The following is a 14,139-nucleotide window of genomic DNA, read 5'->3' as shown; positions in this document are numbered from 1 at the left end:
GACATCTCGACCCTGGCCGAACCTGAGGTGGTGGACGACCTGATCGCCAACCGGATGAACAGGGCCTGACGCAAGCGGGGCCACGCGCCCCATGACAAGGCGGCCTCCGGGCAGGAGGAACCGGGTGCCGCCATACCGATCCGACGAGCAATCCCCCAAACGCGATTCACCCTGAATCGCGGCCGGAGAAGGCTTGACCGTCGGAATCCCATGCCAGCCGGCGGCTGGTTCAACAGGAGGAGGATTGATGGCTTATGCATCGCCCGACGCGACGACCCGTTCGCGTCCCATGACGTCCGAGGAAAAGAAGGTCATCCTGGCCTCGTCCGCGGGCACTATCTTCGAATGGTATGACTTCTATCTCTATGGTTCGCTGGCGGCGATCATCGGGGCGCAGTTCTTCACCGCCTTCCCCGAGGCCACGCGCAACGTCTTCGCCCTGCTGGCCTTCGCCGCGGGCTTCCTGGTGCGTCCCTTCGGCGCCCTGGTCTTCGGCGCCCTGGGCGACCTGATCGGCCGGAAATACACCTTCCTGGCCACCATCCTGATCATGGGCTTCTCGACCTTCCTGGTCGGCCTGCTGCCCGGCTATGCGTCCTGGGGCATCGCCGCGCCGATCATCCTGATCGTGCTGCGGATGCTGCAGGGCCTGGCGCTTGGCGGCGAATATGGCGGGGCTGCGGTCTATGTGGCCGAACACGCGCCGCAGGGTCAGCGCGGCTATTTCACGTCCTTCATCCAGACCACCGCCACGCTGGGCCTGCTGCTGTCGCTGGTGGTGATCCTGCTGGTCACCTCCTATGTGAACGCGAACTATCCGGCCGTGCCGCAGCTGGGCCTGGACGGCCAGCCGTTGCTGGACGCCACCGGCGCGCAGGTCATGCTGGAGCCGTTCAAGGCCTGGGGCTGGCGCATTCCGTTCCTGGGTTCGGTCTTCCTGTTGCTGATCTCGCTTTATATCCGCCTGCAGATGAACGAATCCCCGGCCTTCAAGAAGATGAAGGAAGAAGGCGCGCAGTCCAAGGCGCCGCTGAAGGAAGCCTTCGGCAACTGGAAGAACGGCAAGATCGCCCTGATCGCGCTGCTGGGCCTGACCGCCGGGCAAGCCGTGGTCTGGTATTCGGGCCAGTTCTATGCGCTGTTCTTCATCCAGAACGTCGTGAAGGTCGATCAGTTCAGCGCCAACGTCTTCGTCGCCTGGTCGCTGATCCTGGGCACCGCGGGCTTCATCTTCTTCGGCTCGCTGTCCGACCGCATCGGCCGCAAGCCGATCATCCTGGGCGGCTGCGCCCTGGCCGCCGCAACCTATATGTGGGTCTTCCCGATGCTGACCAGCGTCGCCAACCCCGCGCTGGCTGCGGCGCAGAACACGTCCGTCACGGTCACGGCCGCGCCGGACGACTGCTCGTTCCAGTTCAACCCGGTCGGCACCGCGCAGTTCAACAACAGCTGCGACATCCTGAAAGCCGCGCTGTCGCGGTCGTCGGTGAACGTCCAGGAAACGATCGATGCGCCCGCGGGCACGATCGCGTCGGTCCAGATCGGCGAGACGGTGATCCAGTCCTATGACGCCAACACGCTGACGGGCGATGCCCTGGCGGCCGAAAAGGCGCGCTTCACCGCCGAAGTCAACGCGGCCCTGACCGCCGCCGGCTATCCGCTGACGGCCGCCGACAACACCACGATCGCCAAGGCCAACCACTTCTTCGACATCTTCAAGGGCCAGAACATCCAGGTCGTGCTGATCCTGACCTATCTGATCGTGCTGGTGACGATGGTCTATGGTCCGATCGCGGCGCAGTTGGTCGAGCTTTATCCGACCCGCATCCGCTACTCCGGCCTGTCGCTGCCCTATCACATCGGCAACGGCTGGTTCGGCGGCCTGCTGCCCGCGACCGCCTTCGCGATCTCGGCCCAGACCGGCAACATCTATGCGGGCCTGTGGTATGCGATCGTGATCGCCGTGATGACGGTGATCATCGGGGCGATCTTCGTGCCGAACGACAGCCACAAGAAGGACATCTTCGCGGACGACAACGTCTGATCCCGATCCGGGCCGGGGGCGATCCCCGGCCCGGCATTTTCCCTGCTGTCCAGGAAAGCTTGGCTCATGGCGCGCATTCTGGTTGTCGAGGACGAGGACAACATCGCCATGGCCCTGGAATTCCTGCTGGCCCGCGACGGCCATGCCCATTCCCGGCTATCCCAGGGCGGGGCCGCCGTGGCGGCGATCCGTGCGGAACGGCCCGACCTGGTGCTGCTGGATGTGATGCTGCCCGACATGTCGGGCTATGAGATCGTGGAACTGCTGCGCGCCGATCCCGGCATGTCGGACGTGCGCATCCTTCTGATGACCGCGCGGGGATCCGTGGTGGAAAAGCGGCGCGGCCTGGCCTTGGGTGCGGACGGCTTTATCGCCAAGCCGTTCGAACTGTCCGAGCTGCGTGCCGAAATGATGCGGCTGCTGGCCTAGCGCCCGCGTTTCTGCCACAGCGACCACAGCCCCAGGCCGATCGCGATATAGATCGCATTCACCAGCAGCCCCGCCAGAACCTGGGTGGTCATCGGTTCGGGCCGTGTCGTGGCGCCGGTCAGCGGGATGATCACCGCCACGAAGACCGCGCCCGCCACCAGGGGCAGCAGCATCCCCGTGATGGGGCGATTGCGCAGGGTGGTCAAAAGCAATGCCACCAGCAAGCCGATCCGAAACAAATCCCCGGCCTGCGCCGCCAACAAGTCGCCCACTGATCCATCCCCCTTGTTTTTCCGCAGCTTACCCGATCCGGCAAGGCGCGGTCTACAGGGGGATTTCAGGCTGGTCGGGGTCGATGGGAAGCTGCGGATCATCGGGGGCGTCCGGTTCGCCGGCCCCCAGGGGCGGAGGAGGCGGTGCGCCGGGCTTGCGGCGGATCACGATATCGCCGTTCTCCAGCCGCTCGGGTGCCTGGTAGTTGCCCAGGTCATCGACCAGGACCGACAGATCATCCAGGACCGGCGCCAGATCCGCCAGCGCTCCGCCCATGCCCTGGCCCAGCTGGTTCAGCTGCGGGCCGAATTCATTCCACAGGTTTTCGGCGATGATCCCCAGGCCGCGTTCGACAAGCCCGATGCCGTCCTCGGTGTCGGACTGCGCGGAGGCCGTCAGCGGCCAGGCCAGAATGCCCAGGATCAGAAGGCCGCGCATCATACCTCCATCTGCCCGCAGGATCGGGACGATGCTACGCCCGCACAGGCATCCTGTCGAGGCGCAACGAAAAAGGGCTGGCCCAAGGCCAGCCCTTATACCTGACGGAACCGAAGTTCCGTTCAGAAATCAGCTGTCGTCGTCGTCCGAAGCAACGGCGGCGATGACGCCCAGCAGCAGCAGGGCCGGGACAACCAGGCCAGCGTTGGTCGAAGCGGGACGCTCCTCGACAACGACGGGCTCGACGTCGACGACGGGGGCGACATAGCCACCAGCCAGAGCCGAGGTGGCGGTCAGGCCGAGAGCGGCAGCGAAAGTAGCGAATTTGGTCATGATCATGCTCCGTTTCGTTGAAGGCTGCCGTCACCGGCAACATCGAGGCGACAGTTACACAATCCCCAGACGTTTGAAAGCTGCATTGGTTCAAATCCGTCGCTGGTTCGCGGCAACTGTTGCATATTGGCCAACACCCTTGCCGACCATCAGTTCCGCCCTGAAATGGCGTGCGGACAAGGTGTTGCAATCCTGCACTAGGCCCGGCGAAACGCTTGGGACACCATGAAAATAGCTGCAGCGGCCGTGATGATCGAGGGGCCGGCAGGAGTGTCCAGATGAAGGCTGGCCCACAATCCTCCCATCACCGCCAAGGCGGCGATCAGCGTGGCGTTGCCGACCATGCGTTCGGGGCTGCGCGACAATCCGCGGGCGGCTGCTGCAGGAACGATCAGCATGGCCGAAATCAGCAGCGATCCGACGACTCGAATCGACAAGGCCACCAGAACGGCCAGGGCCAGGGAAAGGACCAGCCGTTCGACCCTGGGGTCTATTCCCGCGGCCATGGCCAGTTCCTCGTTCAGGGAGGCGGTCAGCAGCCGCTGCCACCGCCAGGCCAGCAGCGCCAGCACCCCGGCAGCCCCCGCCCAGATCAGCGCCAGGTCGCCCCGGCCCACCGCCAGGATGTCGCCGAACAGATAGGCCGACAGGTCAGACCGGGCCTGCGGCACGAAGCTGATGGCGACAAGCCCGATCGCCAGGGCGGAATGGGACAGCACGCCCAGCATCGTGTCCATTGCCTGTCCCCGCGCAACCAGGGCCGATACCGCCAGGGCCATCGCCAGCGCGACCAGCATCGTCCCGGCATAGATCGAGACCTGGAAGGCCAGGCTGATCGCCACGCCCAGGATCGCCGCATGGGCGGTGGCATCGCCGAAATAGGCCATGCGCCGCCAGACGACGAAGCTGCCCAGCGGCCCGGCCACGGCCGCGATGCCCAGGCCCGCCAGGACCGCGCGGATGAAGAAATCGTCCAGCATCAATGCGCCCCGGCGTGGTGGTGGTGATCGTGATCGTGGTCATGATCGTGGTGGTGGCGATACAGCGCCAGCGTGCCTTCGGATTCGGCCCCGAACAGGGCGCGGTATTCGGGGGCGCTGCTGACATGCTGGGGCGTGCCCTCGCAGCAGACATGGCCGTTGAGGCAGATCACCCGGTCAGAGGCGCGCATCACCACCAGAAGGTCGTGGCTGACCATCAGGACGGCCGCGCCGGTCTGGCGGCGCACCTCCTCGATCAGCTTGTAGAAGGCGACGATGCCCGGTTGGTCCAGCCCCTGCGTCGGTTCGTCCAGAACCAGAAGCTGTGGGTCGTGCAGCAACGCACGGGCCAGCAGGACACGCTGGAACTGCCCGCCCGAAAGCTGGGTCAGTTGGCGGGCCTCGACCCCCTCGACCCCCGTGCGGGCCAGGACACGGGCCGCGTCGCGGTCGCCCACGCGCCGGGGCAGGGACAGGAAGCGGCGCACGGTCATGGGGATGGTGGTGTCCACCTGCACGCGCTGCGGGACATAGCCGATCCGCAGCCCCGGCCTGCGTTCGACCCGGCCCGCCGCCAGCGGCATATGCCCCAGCAGCGCGCGCACCAGCGAGGACTTGCCCGACCCGTTCGGCCCCACGACCGTCACGATCTCTCCGGGACGGATCTGGAAATCGACGCCTTGCAGGACCGTTTCGGACCCGCCGGGACGCAGGATCGTCAGGCCGCTGGCCTGGATCAGGGCGGTCATGGCCGGGCCGCGTCGGCGCAGGCGGGGCAAAGGCCAAGGGCCTCGATCGTGGCGCGTTCGACCTGGAAGCCTGATTCAGCGGCCAGTTCCGTCAGCGCGTCGCGCACGGGCGCGGCGGGCAGTTCGGCCAGCATGTCGCATTCCCGGCAGATCAGGAAGGCGGGCGCGTGGTCATGGCCCGGATGCAGGCAGGCCGCAAAGGCGTTCAGCCGTTGCAGGCGATGCGCCAGCCCGTGTTCGACCAGAAACTCCAGCGCGCGATAGGCGACGGGCGGCTGGCGGCCGAAGCCTTCGGCCGCAAGGCGGTCCAGCACCTCATAGGCGCCCATGGCGCGATGCGATTCCAGCAGGATCTCCAACGTCCGCTGCCGGACAGGAGTCAGGCGGGCGCCGTTGGCGGCCAGCCGGTCGCGGGCCTGGTCAAGCACGCGGGTCTCGCAGGCCCGATGATCGTGCGGGGCAAAGGCGGAATGAGGATCAGGATCGGGCAATACTGTTACTTTATCACATTCTGTTTGACTTGTTATGATGTAACATGAATAAGCATGGCCCTGCAAGAAACCAACCTGTCGAGGTGACATGATGCGCATGACCCTTTCCGCCCTGGGCCTTCTGGCCGCCGGTCCCGTGCTGGCCGAACCACCGCAGGTGGTGGTGGACACGCCCGTCACAGCCTCGCTGGTCCAGCAGGTGATGGGGGACCTGGGGCAGGTGCAGGTGCTGCTGCCAAAGGGGGCAAGCGCGCATCACCACCAGATGCGCCCCTCGGACGCGCGGGGCTTGCAGGACGCGGGGCTGCTGGTCTGGACGGGACCGGAACTGACGCCCTGGCTGGACCGCGCCGCATCCTTGGTCGGGGGCGATGTCGCGCAACTGCGTCTGCTGGACGTGCCGGGCACCCATTTGCGCGGGTACGACGACGGGCACGACCACGACCACGATCATGACCACGATCACGCGCATGGCGGCGTGGATCCTCATGCCTGGCTGGACCCGGACAACGCGCAAGCCTGGGTCGCAGCCATTGCCGACACGCTGGAGAAGGCCGATCCCGACAATGCAACCGCCTACAGGCAGAACGCAGCGGCCGCGGCCGAGGAGATCCGCCGCCTTGATCAAGACCTGCGCGCGCAGCTTCAGCCCCATGCCGGGGCGACGTTTGTCGTCTTTCACGATGCCTACGGCTATTTCACCGAACATTTCGGCCTTGAGCCGGCCATCGCGGTTTCGCTGGGCGATGCCAGCACCCCTTCGGCTGCAAGGTTGAAAGAGATTCGCGCCCGCATCACGGATGGGCACGCCATCTGCGCCTTTCCCGAATATGGCAGCGAGCCCAAGCTGGTGCAGGCCGTGACGGAAGGCAGTTCGATCCGGGCCGGCAGCGAACTGATGCCCGAAGGCGGCGATCTTGAGCCGGGGCCGCAGCTTTACGGGCAGATCCTTGCGCAGATGGCGGGAACCATCAGCGACTGCCTGTCGGAGTAAATCCGCCCTTCGGCATATTTCCGACTCTTTTACTTTGACAATCCAGACTGAATTGGTCAGATTTCAGGTGAAGGAAGACGGACCCCAATTCCAAGAGGCTGATCATGACCGCAGTACGTCCCGCAGACTTCGCGCAACCCGGCACCAGCGTCCTGGCCCGGATCCCCCAGCATGACGCGACCCAGTTGACCCGGGGGGGCAACCAGGCGCTGATCATCCTGGACGACCAGATGTATCAGCTTCGCATCACGCGCGCCGGCAAGCTTATCCTGACAAAGTAAGTCTGCCCCGGCCCTGGGGCCGGGAAAGATCCCTCAGCCGCGCGGCTTGCCGCCCGGCCGCCCACCTGGACGACCGCCGGGCTTGCCCGAAAAGCCACCCCCGGCACCCCCGCGCGCGGGCTTTGGTCCACCCGGTTTGCCAAAGGGCTTGCGATCCCCGCCGGGCTTTCCGCCCGGACGCGGACCGTCGCCCCGAGGCTTGAAGCCGCCCTCGGCCCGGTCGCCGCGCGGCTTGAACCCCTTGTCGCCGGGCTTTCCCTCTGCCCGCGGCTTGAAGCCCCGCCCGGCGTCATCGGCATCGCGGCGGGGCTTGAACCCACCTTCCGCACGATCACCCCGAGGCTTGAAACCGCCTTCGGGCCGGTCGCCGCGTGGCTTGAAGCCACCCTCTGGACGATCGCCCCGGGGCTTGAAGCCACCCTCGGGCCTGTCGCTGCGTGGCTTGAAGCCGCCTTCGGGGCGGTCGCCCCGGGCTTTGTAGGCCGGCTTGCCGTCCGGGCGGTCGCCGGCGGGCTTGCCGAAGCGGGGACGGTCGCCGGACGTGCTGTCGCGATCCGCGCGGGGCTTGTCGGACCAGGGTCGGGCGGGACGGTCCCCGTCGCCCTGCGGGCGCTTGCCGCGGAACTGCGGACGGTCGCCGCCGTCCTCGGACCGGGGCTTGCCGGACCAGGGACGGGCGGGCCGGTCGCCGTCATCCCGCGGACCCGGCTTGCGGCCGAAGCGGCTTTCGCCGCCGCCCTCGCTGCGGAAGCTGCGGGCAGGGCGGTCGCCGTCGTCGCGGCGGGGGCCGCGCGGGCCTTCCGCGCCGCGCGGGCGCATCTCGCGTTCCTTGGGGGCGGTCTCCTCGCCGGTCAGCAGCCCGCCAAGCTGGTCGCGCAGCACGCGCTTCTTGACCTCGACGACCTCGTTCTTTTCCATGCCGATCAGCTTGAAGGGGCCATAGCCGATGCGGATCAGGCGGTTCACCTGCAACCCGACATGGGCCATGGCCCGGCGGATCTCTCGGTTCTTGCCTTCGCGGATGCCGACGGTCAGCCAGGCGTTCGCCCCCTGCTGGCTGTCGAGCTTGATCTCCATCGGGGCGAATTCCTCGCCGTCGATGGTCGCACCGCGGCGCAGGGGGGCGAAGGTCATGTCGCTGGGCGTGCCGTTCACGCGCACGCGGTAACGCCGCAGCCAGCCGGTCGAGGGCAACTCCAGCCGGCGCTTCAGCTCTCCGTCGTTGGTCAGCAGCAGCAGGCCTTCGGAGTTCAGGTCAAGCCGGCCCACCGTCATCACGCGCGGCAGGTCGCGGGGCAGGGCGTCGAACACCGTCTGCCGGCCCTTTTCGTCCGATTCGGTCGTCACCAGGCCCAGCGGCTTGTAATACAGCCACAGCCGGGTTTCCTGCGGCTCGTCCAGCTTTTTGCCGTCCACGACGATCCGGTCCGTGGGCAGAACGTCAAGCGCGGGGCTGTCGATCTTCTTGCCGTTGACCGAGACGCGGCCTTCCAGGATCATGCGCTCGGCCTCTCGGCGGCTGGCGACGCCGGCGCGGGCCATCACCTTGGCGATGCGGTCGGGGGCCGGGGCAGAGGCCGGGATGGGGGTCTGGTCGGCGGATTTCGGGGTGCTGTTGTCGGTCATGGCGATATCTCCTGCGCATCGCTGCGGTGGCAAAGCCGCGCTTCTATCGGGCGCGGCGGGGCAAGGAAAGGGCGACTTGCATGGCTGCCGCGCCCTTGCGACAAGCGGGCATGACCCGCTTCACCTCTCATATGGCGCTGGCGCTTGACCAGGCAAGGGCCGCCGCCCGTCGGGGCGAGGTTCCGGTGGGCGCGGTGGTGGTGGCCCCCGGCGGCCGTGTGGTGTCGGCGGCGGGAAACCGGACGCGCGAACTGTCCGATCCCACGGCCCATGCCGAGATCCTGGCGATTCGCGACGCCTGCCGGGCCGCCGGGTCCGAACGGCTGCCGGGCCATGACCTGTGGGTGACGCTGGAACCCTGTCCGATGTGCGCGGCGGCGATATCGGCCGCGCGGATCGGGCGGCTGTATTACGGGGCCAGCGACATGCGCATGGGCGGCGTCGAACATGGGGCGCGCGTGTTCGACCATCCGCAATGCCATCATCGCCCCCAGGTTTATGACGGGATCGGCGCCGACCCGGCGCGGGCGCTTCTGATGGGGTTCTTTCAAAGCCGCCGATGACGGTTGCACCCGTCGCGCGGCATGGCTATACCTGCCGCCATGCGGGTGTAGCTCAATGGTAGAGCAGCAGCCTTCCAAGCTGAATACGTGGGTTCGATTCCCATCACCCGCTCCAAACCCCCTCCATTTCACTCGACGGTGCTGCCCCTTCGCAGGATGGATTGCAGCTGCATCGTGTTGGGGTTGACGCGGACCAGGTGGCCATCGACGATCGCATACCGGCTGCCGGGCAGTTCCGATCCCAGGCCATAGATGCCCGGCATCTCGATGAAATCGACGTTCTCGGCCGGCAGGATGTCGCCGGGCATGAGGGGACGCGCCGCGGACAGCGGGGCGCTGGCCCGGATCGTTTCCTGCGCCTGCGGCGTGTGGTTGCTGAAAAGGGCGATCAGCGTGGCTGCCACGGCAGCGGTCGCGATCGCCATCACCTTGCGTATCATGTCCTTGGTCCGGCTTGTCCGTCCGTTCGTCTGGGAAAAACCGGAAAGGCGGCGCCCTGGTTCCCTTATCCTGTCACGGTTCCGTCTTGTTCGCGGTTTTTATTCACGAAGCGTGGCAACATTGCCGAAAAGTCGCGCCCGCGCCCGTCCTCCTGTTCGACGAAGCGGTGATAAAGCTGTTGCGCAAGCGCCCCCATCGGCGTGTCTGCCCCGGCCGAGGACGCCGCCGCCTGCGACAGGTTCAGGTCCTTCAGCATCAGTTCGGCGGCGAAACCGGGCTTGTAGTCGTTGTCTGCGGGCGATTTCGGACCCACGCCCGGCGCCGGGCAATAGGCGTTCATCGACCAGCTGTACCCCGAGGATGTGGACACGACGTCGAACATCTTCTGCCGGTCGAGGCCCAGCTTGTCGGCAAGGGCAAAGGCCTCGCAGGTGGCGATCATGGTCACGCCCAGGATCATGTTGTTGCAGATCTTGGCGGCCTGGCCGGCACCCGCGTCGCCGCAATGAACGGCCTTCTGGCCCATGATATCGAACAGCGGCTGGGCCGTTGCGAAGGCATCGTCCGGCCCGCCCACCATGAAGGTCAGCGTCCCGGCCTGCGCCCCGCCGATCCCGCCCGAGACCGGCGCATCCAGTGCCCCGAGGCCCGCTGCACGGGCCTGTTCCGCGACCGCGCGGGCACTGTCCACGTCCACGGTGGAACAGTCGCACAGGACCGCACCGCGCTTCATGGCCGGGATCACCTGATCTGCCACCATGCGCAGGATCTGGCCGTTGGGCAGCATGGTGATGACCACATCGGCATCCTCCGCAGCCTTGGCGGCGCTGTCGGCCAGGGTCAGCCCCTCGGGCCGGGCGGCGGTGTCGAAGCCCGTGACCTCATGCCCGGCCTGCGCCAGGTTCAGCGCCATCGGCGCGCCCATGTTGCCAAGTCCGATGAATGCGATCTTCATGCCGGTTCACTCCAGGTCAGTTCGTTCGGTCCCAGGGGCGCCAGCAGCGCCGCGACATTGTCGGGGCTGGCATCGGCCATCCATTTGGGCTTGCGGTCCTTGTCGATGATCTGCGCGCGCACGCCTTCCAGGAAATCGGTGTCCTGCGTCGCGCGATATGTGAAGCGGTATTCGCGGGCCAGCGATTCCTGCATCCGGCCGTCGCCCCGCGCCGCCCGCACCATGGCCAGACCCGCCGCCATCGACAGGGGCGAATTGGCCTGCAGGATCTTGAGGGTCTGGGCGTTGCCGTCCTGCTCAAGGGCGTCGATGATGTCGGCCAGGGTTTCCTGGGCGAAGGGCGACAGGTCCATCGTGCGCAGGGGGGCGGTCGGCGCGTCCCCACCCTCGATCAGCGAGACGTCGCCGGTATCCTCCAGCCGGGCGATCAGGTCGGGCCATTCGGCTTCGGGCAGATAGGTGTCGGCAAAGCCCGCATGGATCGCGTCGCCCGCGCCCATCCGCGCGCCCGTCAGCGCCAGGTATTCGCCGATCCGGCCCGGCGCGCGGGACAGAAGCCAGGTGCCGCCCACGTCGGGGATCAGGCCGATGCCGGATTCGGGCATGGCGATCTGGGTCGTGTCGCCGACGATGCGGTGGCTGGCATGTCCCCCCACGCCCACGCCGCCGCCCATCACGAAGCCCTGCATGAAGGCGACGATGGGTTTCGGATAATCCGCGATGGCCGCGTTCATGCGGTATTCGTCGGCGAAGAAGCGTTGCCCCGTCGCGTGTTCGCCCGCCAGCCCGGCGCGATAGACCGCCGCGATGTCGCCGCCCGCGCAGAAGGCCCGGTCCCCCTCGGCGTCGATGATGACAAGCGCCACATCCGGGTCGTCGCGCCAGCCGTCCAGGGCGCGATGGATCGCCAATGCCATCTCGTGGCTCAGCGCGTTCAGCGCCTTGGGCCGGGTGAAGGTGATGCGCCCGGCGCGGCCCGCCTTGCGGATGTTCAGGTCTTCCACGTCTTACCCCCGTTCGGCCAGCATCGCCCGCGCGACGATCAGGCGCATGATCTCGTTCGTGCCTTCCAGGATCTGATGCACGCGCAGGTCGCGCACGATCTTCTCGATCCCGTAGTCGGCCAGATAGCCGTATCCGCCATGCAGTTGCAGGCAGCCATTCGCGACCTCGAAGGCGCGGTCGGTCACGTGCAGTTTGGCCATCGCGCAGAACTTGGTCGCATCCGGGGCGCCGGTGTCAAGCTTCCAGGCCGCCTGGCGCAGGAAGATGCGCGCCGATTGCAGCGCGGTCTCCATCTCGGCCAGGCGGAATTGCAGCGCCTGGAACTGGTCCAGGCTTTGCCCGAAGGCGCGGCGTTCGCCCATATAGGTCAGGGATGCGTCAAGCGCCGCCTGCGCACCGCCAAGCGCCGCCGCCGCGATGTTCAGCCGCCCGCCGTCAAGCCCCGCCATGGCATAGGCAAAGCCGCGCCCTTCCTCGCCCAGCAGGTTGTCGGCAGGGATCTGGCAATCGTCGAACTGGACCTGCGCGGTGGGTTGGGCACGCCAGCCCATCTTGTCCTCGGGCGCGCCGAAGGACAGGCCGGGGGTGCCGTCTTCGACGATCACCGCGCTGATGCCCTTGGGGCCATCGCCCCCGGTGCGGACCATGGCGATATAGGCGTCCGAATAGCCCCCGCCCGAGATGAAGGCCTTGGTCCCGTTCAGCCGCCAGCCCCCGTCCGTCCGGTCCGCCCGTGTCCGCAGGGCGGCGGCGTCCGATCCGCTGCCGGGTTCGGTCAGGGCATAGCTGAAGACCTTCTCCATGCTGCAAAGGCCGGGCAGCCAGCGGGCCTTGGTGTCGGGCGACCCGAACTTGTCGATCATGCCGCCGCACATGTTGTGGATCGACAGGAATGCCGCGACCGAGGGGCAGGCCATCGACAGCGCCTCGAAGACCAGCACCCCGTCCAGCCGCGACAGGCCCGATCCGCCATGATCCTCGGACACGTACAGCCCGCCAAGGCCAAGGGCTGCCACATCGGCCCACAGATCGCGCGGGATGGTGCCTTGCCTTTCCCAGTCATGGGCATGGGGGCCGATGCGATCCGCGCCGAAATCGCGCGCCATGTCGAAGATGGCGGCCTGTTCCTCGGTCAGGGCGAAATCCATGTCCTCATCCCCATGAAATTGAACATGCGTTTAATTGCAACACCAGGCGGGGGCTTGGCAAGGTCACAGACCGTGATGGAACTCGGCGATCAGATGCCGGACCAGTTCGCGCATCGCCTCGGGGGGCGTGGCGCCTGCCGCCATGGCTTGCGACAGCACGGCGCGTTGTCGGGCGGCGGACCCGCCGGAGGCCGCCATCTCTCGCGCCCGGGCGACCTGCGGCTGGCTGCCCAGGGCGTCGGCATCCTGGGCGATCAGGGCCAGCCATTCCTCCAGCCCCTCGGCAAAGGGAATGATCCGCCCGGCGCCAAAGTCGATCAGCCCCTCGGCCATGCCGTATCGGGTGGCGCGCCAGCGGTTTTCCTCAATCAGGAAGGGGTCGTATTGCCGCCACCGCTGGTTCTGCCGCGACAGGCGCCACAGCATCCGCAGCGTGGCCTGGTTCAGCGCGGCCAGGGTGATCGTGTCCTCCAGGCGGGGCGAGGCGTCGCAGATCCGCGTTTCCAGCGTCGGGAACCGGGACGACGGGCGCAGATCCCACCAGATTTTGCTGCTGTCCTCCAGGACGCCCAGGCCGACCAGAACCTGCACCGACCGCTCGAACTCGTCCCAGCCGCCGAATTGCGGGGGAAAGCCCGTCCGCGGCATCCCGCCGAACACCGTGGTGCGATAGGACGCAAGGCCGGTGTCGCTGCCCTGCCAGAAGGGGCTGGAGGCCGACAGCGCCAGCAGATGCGGCAGGAAATAGGTCATCTGGTTCATCAGGTCGATCCGCTGGGCGGGCGATTCGATCCCCACATGGACATGCATCCCGCAGATCAGCATCCGCCGCGACACCGCCCCCATGTCGCGCGACAACTGGTGATAGCGGTCCTTGTCGGTATGGAACTGATCGCGCCAGTCCGCGAAGGGATGGCAGGATGCCGCAATCGGCGCGAGGCCGTAGTCGCCCGCGATCCGTCCCACCGTGCGGCGCAGATGTGCCAGATGCCCGCGCGCCTCGGCGATGTCGGCGGACACGGGCGTTCCGACCTCGACCTGGCAGCGCAGGAACTCGGGGCTGAAGCGGTCGCCCAAGGCGTCGCGGCAGGCGGCCATCATCGCATCGGGCGCGGGGGCCAGATCGCCCGTGTCTGGGCTGACCAGCAGGTATTCTTCCTCGATGCCAAGGGTCAGGTCGGGTGCGTCGGTCATGGGCGGGCCTTGATGGTTTGGACCAATGGAACCCCGTGCCGCCCGCCCATGCAAGGGCAGGCCGCAGCTTTCCTGTCCCGAAGCGACTTTTCCCCAGGGAATGCGGGCGGTCTGCGGTAAGGGGAACCTTGCTGCTGGCCGGACTGGGTGGCCTGGCCCTGTCGCGCCGGCGCCAGCGGACCTGATCGCCAGACG

The 14,139-nt window shown here is 67.2% G+C and carries 17 protein-coding genes and 1 tRNA gene; 6 read left to right on the top strand and 12 right to left on the bottom strand.

What is annotated here, in order from left to right; translation table 11 throughout:
- Window positions 1–247 precede the first annotated feature (247 nt).
- Window positions 248–2,044: an MFS transporter gene (locus CK944_RS09240; protein ID WP_205049018.1), complete on the top strand. Its 1,797-nt coding sequence runs from the start codon at window positions 248–250 to the stop codon at window positions 2,042–2,044.
- Between the two features lie 66 nt (window positions 2,045–2,110).
- Window positions 2,111–2,473: a response regulator transcription factor gene (locus CK944_RS09235; protein ID WP_103172766.1), complete on the top strand. Its 363-nt coding sequence runs from the start codon at window positions 2,111–2,113 to the stop codon at window positions 2,471–2,473.
- Here the strand turns inward: CK944_RS09235 and CK944_RS09230 are convergent.
- The 6 genes from CK944_RS09230 to CK944_RS09205 all read right to left on the bottom strand — a co-directional run bounded on the left by CK944_RS09230 (window position 2,470) and on the right by CK944_RS09205 (window position 5,674).
- Window positions 2,470–2,745, bottom strand: a complete 276-nt coding sequence (locus CK944_RS09230; RefSeq protein ID WP_103172765.1) for a hypothetical protein — start codon at window positions 2,743–2,745, stop codon at window positions 2,470–2,472. The two genes, CK944_RS09235 and CK944_RS09230, sit on opposite strands and share 4 nt — an antisense overlap.
- Window positions 2,746–2,797: 52 nt before the next feature.
- Entirely contained in the window at window positions 2,798–3,187 is a 390-nt protein-coding gene (locus CK944_RS09225; RefSeq protein WP_103172764.1) for a hypothetical protein, read from the bottom strand.
- 126 nt (window positions 3,188–3,313) lie between these two features.
- Entirely contained in the window at window positions 3,314–3,517 is a 204-nt protein-coding gene (locus CK944_RS09220; RefSeq protein WP_370463831.1) for a hypothetical protein, read from the bottom strand.
- A gap of 197 nt (window positions 3,518–3,714) precedes the next feature.
- Window positions 3,715–4,497, bottom strand: coding sequence for a metal ABC transporter permease (locus CK944_RS09215; RefSeq protein ID WP_103172762.1), 783 nt, complete (start codon window positions 4,495–4,497; stop codon window positions 3,715–3,717).
- On the bottom strand, window positions 4,497–5,246 hold the full coding sequence (locus CK944_RS09210) for a metal ABC transporter ATP-binding protein (RefSeq protein WP_103172778.1): 750 nt from the start codon (window positions 5,244–5,246) through the stop codon (window positions 4,497–4,499). Before CK944_RS09210 ends, CK944_RS09215 begins: the two co-directional genes overlap by 1 nt.
- Window positions 5,243–5,674: a Fur family transcriptional regulator gene (locus tag CK944_RS09205; protein WP_229665020.1), complete on the bottom strand. Its 432-nt coding sequence runs from the start codon at window positions 5,672–5,674 to the stop codon at window positions 5,243–5,245. The genes CK944_RS09210 and CK944_RS09205 overlap by 4 nt, the downstream gene beginning before the upstream one ends.
- A gap of 160 nt (window positions 5,675–5,834) precedes the next feature.
- On the opposite strand from CK944_RS09205, the gene CK944_RS09200 reads away from it, so the two are divergent.
- Together CK944_RS09200 and hemP are read left to right on the top strand one after the other, a co-directional pair.
- Entirely contained in the window at window positions 5,835–6,731 is an 897-nt protein-coding gene (locus CK944_RS09200; protein ID WP_371411660.1) for a zinc ABC transporter substrate-binding protein, read from the top strand.
- A gap of 104 nt (window positions 6,732–6,835) precedes the next feature.
- Window positions 6,836–7,012 (top strand): hemin uptake protein HemP, encoded by a 177-nt coding sequence (gene hemP, locus CK944_RS09195; protein WP_103172759.1) that lies wholly within the window; start codon window positions 6,836–6,838, stop codon window positions 7,010–7,012.
- 33 nt (window positions 7,013–7,045) lie between these two features.
- Here the strand turns inward: hemP and CK944_RS09190 are convergent, their stop codons facing one another.
- The gene (locus CK944_RS09190) at window positions 7,046–8,638 is read right to left on the bottom strand and encodes a pseudouridine synthase (protein WP_103172758.1); all 1,593 of its coding nucleotides are present in this window, start codon (window positions 8,636–8,638) and stop codon (window positions 7,046–7,048) included.
- Window positions 8,639–8,718: 80 nt separating this feature from the next.
- Between CK944_RS09190 and CK944_RS09185 the strand changes: the two genes are divergently transcribed.
- Together CK944_RS09185 and CK944_RS09180 are read left to right on the top strand one after the other, a co-directional pair.
- On the top strand, window positions 8,719–9,201 hold the full coding sequence (locus CK944_RS09185; RefSeq protein ID WP_239986017.1) for a nucleoside deaminase: 483 nt from the start codon (window positions 8,719–8,721) through the stop codon (window positions 9,199–9,201).
- 41 nt (window positions 9,202–9,242) lie between these two features.
- Window positions 9,243–9,316: transfer RNA gene (locus tag CK944_RS09180), tRNA-Gly, on the top strand.
- Between the two features lie 13 nt (window positions 9,317–9,329).
- Here CK944_RS09180 and CK944_RS09175 read toward each other — a convergent pair.
- The 5 genes from CK944_RS09175 to CK944_RS09155 all read right to left on the bottom strand — a co-directional run bounded on the left by CK944_RS09175 (window position 9,330) and on the right by CK944_RS09155 (window position 13,944).
- Window positions 9,330–9,641 carry a hypothetical protein gene (locus CK944_RS09175; protein ID WP_103172757.1) on the bottom strand — a complete coding sequence of 104 codons (312 nt, stop codon included), beginning with the start codon at window positions 9,639–9,641 and terminating at the stop codon, window positions 9,330–9,332.
- 65 nt (window positions 9,642–9,706) lie between these two features.
- On the bottom strand, window positions 9,707–10,597 hold the full coding sequence (gene mmsB / locus CK944_RS09170) for a 3-hydroxyisobutyrate dehydrogenase (RefSeq protein WP_103172756.1): 891 nt from the start codon (window positions 10,595–10,597) through the stop codon (window positions 9,707–9,709).
- Window positions 10,594–11,601 (bottom strand): enoyl-CoA hydratase/isomerase family protein, encoded by a 1,008-nt coding sequence (locus tag CK944_RS09165; RefSeq protein ID WP_103172755.1) that lies wholly within the window; start codon window positions 11,599–11,601, stop codon window positions 10,594–10,596. Before CK944_RS09165 ends, mmsB begins: the two co-directional genes overlap by 4 nt.
- Before the next feature lie 3 nt (window positions 11,602–11,604).
- On the bottom strand, window positions 11,605–12,750 hold the full coding sequence (locus CK944_RS09160) for an acyl-CoA dehydrogenase family protein (protein ID WP_103172754.1): 1,146 nt from the start codon (window positions 12,748–12,750) through the stop codon (window positions 11,605–11,607).
- Window positions 12,751–12,813: 63 nt separating this feature from the next.
- On the bottom strand, window positions 12,814–13,944 hold the full coding sequence (locus tag CK944_RS09155; protein ID WP_103172753.1) for a carboxylate-amine ligase: 1,131 nt from the start codon (window positions 13,942–13,944) through the stop codon (window positions 12,814–12,816).
- Window positions 13,945–14,139 lie beyond the last annotated feature (195 nt).

The sequence above is a fragment of the Paracoccus sp. SY genome (assembly GCF_002901215.1).
GTDB classification, from domain to species: domain Bacteria; phylum Pseudomonadota; class Alphaproteobacteria; order Rhodobacterales; family Rhodobacteraceae; genus Paracoccus; species Paracoccus acridae.
Note: the sequence above shows the minus strand (reverse complement) of the source record. Positions and strands in the feature narration are given on the sequence as shown.